Source organism: Mesorhizobium sp. M7A.F.Ca.CA.001.08.2.1 (assembly GCF_003998455.1).
GTDB classification, from domain to species: Bacteria; Pseudomonadota; Alphaproteobacteria; order Rhizobiales; family Rhizobiaceae; genus Mesorhizobium; species Mesorhizobium ciceri.
The window spans coordinates 1-3,238 of the sequence record NZ_RZPW01000706.1 but is presented as its reverse complement, the minus strand read 5'-3'; the positions used below and the strand labels follow the sequence as shown (position 1 = coordinate 3,238).

General features: G+C 62.4%; 2 protein-coding genes. Both read right to left on the bottom strand.

The window, feature by feature from the left end; all coding sequences use genetic code 11:
- Positions 1-62: 62 nt before the first annotated feature.
- Positions 63-1,073, bottom strand: a complete 1,011-nt coding sequence (locus tag EN914_RS29440) for a sugar-binding transcriptional regulator (RefSeq protein ID WP_024502444.1) — start codon at positions 1,071-1,073, stop codon at positions 63-65.
- A 423-nt stretch (positions 1,074-1,496) separates the two neighbouring features.
- Entirely contained in the window at positions 1,497-3,209 is a 1,713-nt protein-coding gene (locus EN914_RS29435; protein ID WP_032898880.1) for a glycerol-3-phosphate dehydrogenase/oxidase, read from the bottom strand.
- Between the last annotated feature and the right edge of the window lie 29 nt (positions 3,210-3,238).

Below are 3,238 nucleotides of genomic sequence, written 5' to 3'. Positions count from 1 at the left end.
GTCGATGCGGTGGCGGCTTTCGCGCTCATGACGCAACCGCCAGCAAGGCTGATCCGCGCTTGTCACGCATTTGGCGATCCTCCGTTCATATGGCGCTTCGCGCCATTGGGTTTTTTCTGTTCGACAAGGGCACGAGCGGTGGACTCGTCGGTGATTAGGCCGCTGAGATAGCGGCTTTCGAGCACCGCTTTGATGGCGCGTATTTTCACTTTGCCTCCGGCGACGGCGACGATCCGGCGGCCCTTCAACTGGTCCCGCGGGAGTGCCAGGATTCTGTCCGACAGCGCCGTTTCCACTGGGCGTCCCTGGTCGTCGAAGAAGTGGGCGAGCAGCTCGCCGACGCCGCCATCGCGTTTGACCTCATCGATTTCGGAATGTTCGATCATGCCGGTGGCGACCAGCGAAGCTTCCCGCTCGGCGGTCCCTATGCCGACGAACATCAGGTCGGACCGGCTTGCGAGGTCGAAGACATCGCTGATGCCGCGCTGCCCAAGCAGCACCTCACGGTCCTCCGCGGTGTTGGCGACAAAAGGCACCGGCATCACATAGGCCTGCGCGCCGGTCCGCTCGGCCAGCCGATGCATGACGTCGTGCGGGTTGGCCGCGAACTTGCGCGTCACACCGCCAAGCAGCGAGACGAAACGGATATGGGCGGCGGCGGTGCGCGTCAGATACTCGACGCTTGCGGCAAGGGTACGGCCGTGGCCGACGCCGATCAGCATGTCCTCGCCGCGATCGATCTCCCGCTTCAGAAACTGAGCGCCGGCGATGCCAAGCGCCTTCAGTGGCAGCTCGTCCTGATCGAGATCCGGAACGACCTCGCAGTAATCGAGCCCGTAAGCATTGATCAGCTGCTGCTCGAGGTCGATGCATTCGCCGACGTCGCCGTCGATGATCACCCTGACCAGGCCATCCTGGGTGGCCCGCGTGATGAGCCGATGCGCCTTGAGGCTGGTCAGGCCGAGCCGCTTGGCCACCTGGGCCTGCGTCAGACCCCCGGCATAGTGAAGCCAGGCCGCGCGGGTGGCGAGGCTGGACTCATGATCGCGGTTAGCGGTTCCGCCGGATTTCAAGCCATCTCCTCCCTGAGATGATATTATTATCTTTGTGTGCAAAAATTTTCACATCCCTGCATCGCTGTCAATCCCCCGCCGGGTTGGGCGCATGCACATAAGGGGAATTCACAGGTCTCGCCCTTCCCGAAACGCCGGTCTGCCGGCATTCGGCGGGCAACATCGACCTATTAGGAGGTGAGCATGTTACTCGATCATACAGTTGTGTTAATTTAACGTCAATCTATGTTACCTCACGCCTAAGCCAGCAGAATTGCATGGCCATCGGCTATCCAGATTTTCTTCTAACTAGCTGTTTTTCAGGGATAATATCTAACATCGGCAAAATCCCAATCTGCCTGTGAGTTGGGCGATTTGCGGATGCGGCGCATCCATGGGCAAACCGACCGGATTGCCTTGTGAAGAGCATCGGTGACTGACTGATCAGCCCAGCCGCATCAGGTTCCGGTCCTCGAGTTCCACAATTGCGGCCTCGACTTCCCTTGCAAGGCGCCCGGCGCTCCAGCCCAGCGCCTGTCCGGCAATCGCCGCAATCGCCTGCAGGTCGCGGCCCGTCAGGGAGCCTGATATCGCCAAGGTGCTGCGGCGCATGACGATATCGGCCAGATGTTCGACGAACTCGTTGCGGACGATGTAGTCGATTTCCGATTTGCTGTAGCTTTCTGAATCCGGCAGCCGACCCCCATCGCCCGACCCATGCGTGGCGATCTGCGTGGCTCTGGTGCCGTATCGCGACAGCAGCGCATCGAGACGCCGTTCCTCAGCGCCCGTGTTCGAGTGAGCCAGAGCCAGCCAACCTGCTCGCGCTGCGGCATTGGTCGGGAAATCCCTGCCGCCGCCGATCGGCATGGCTTGCGTCGTCACCTTGCGGCTGCGCTGCAGGCGGCCGAGCACGGTGTCGGCGACTTCCTCGGCGAAGCCGCGAAAGGTCGTCCACTTGCCGCCGACCAGCGAGATGACCGCGAAAGGTCTGTTCCGATCCGGCTCAGTGACCGGCGCGGAGTGGTCACGGCTGATCAGCCCGGGCAGCGATGCATCGGAGGCCGGCAGCGGCCTGATGCCGCTATAGGCGTAGACGATCTGGTCGCGCTCGAACGCCATTCCCGGCAGCAGAGTCCGCACGCTGTCGAGCAGGTACTCGACTTCGTCGGGCTCGCAGCGCACCGCGTCGGGATTGTCGGCCTTGATGTCGGTGGAGCCGACCAGCGCCAGGCCGAGATAATCGTAGATGAGGCAGATGCGGCCGTCATCGGCTTCGAAATAGAGCATGCGCCCGGCCAGGCTTTTGACCAGTTCGTCATGCTTGAGCAGGACGTGCGAGCCCTTGGTGCCGCCGATCATCTTCGACGGCGCGCCAAGCAATTCGTTGACATCGTCGATCCACGGACCGGCGGCGTTGACCACCAGCTTCGGCCGCACCGAAAAGGCCGCGCCGTTTTCCGGCTGGAAGGTCAGTACCCCATCGGCGGACTTGACCAGCGCCGTATAGTTCGCGCTGGCCGAGGCCGCGTTTGCCTGCCGCCCATCGAGGATCAGTTCAAGCACGAGCCTTTCGGGGTGGCTTATCTTGGCATCGTAGTAGGTGCCGGTGGCGACGATCGAAGGATTGAGCGCCGGCATCCCGCTGAGCGCCTGGCGCCGCCCGACCATGCGGTGGCGCGGCATGACCTGGTTTCGCGAGCCGTAGAAATCATAGATCATCAGGCCGATCTTGATCAGGATGGCGCCGCGGCTGCGCGGTGCGCTGGTCGAGCCGAACAGCGTCCGCAATGCCGCCAACATGCCCTTGCTCCAGGAAAAGATCGGGATGACGGTCGGCAGCGGGCTGACATAGTGCGGCGCGTTCTTCAAAAGCAGATTGCGTTCAAGTGTCGACTGTGCGACCAGCCCGAACTCGCCGGTTTCGAGATATTTCAGGCCACCGTGAATGAGCCGCGATGGCGCGGCACTGGTGCCCGAGCCGAAATCCGCCTTGTCGACGATCAGACAGCTGACGCCTTGCGCGCACAGGTCGCGAAACAGCCCTGCCCCGTTGATGCCGGCGCCAAGGATGACGACGTCGACCTCGCCGGTTCCGGCCATGGCGGCCAAATGCCCGGCGGGATTTTCCGTAAATGTTGCTTCGCTTGAGCTCATGACGCTTTCGTCTTGACGATGCGCAGCTT

What these genes read in the sequence shown, in the direction of transcription:
- EN914_RS29435 (WP_032898880.1), bottom strand. Translation starts at nt 3,209, where the DNA reads ATGAGCTCAAGCGAAGCAACATTTACGGAAAATCCCGCCGGGCATTTG.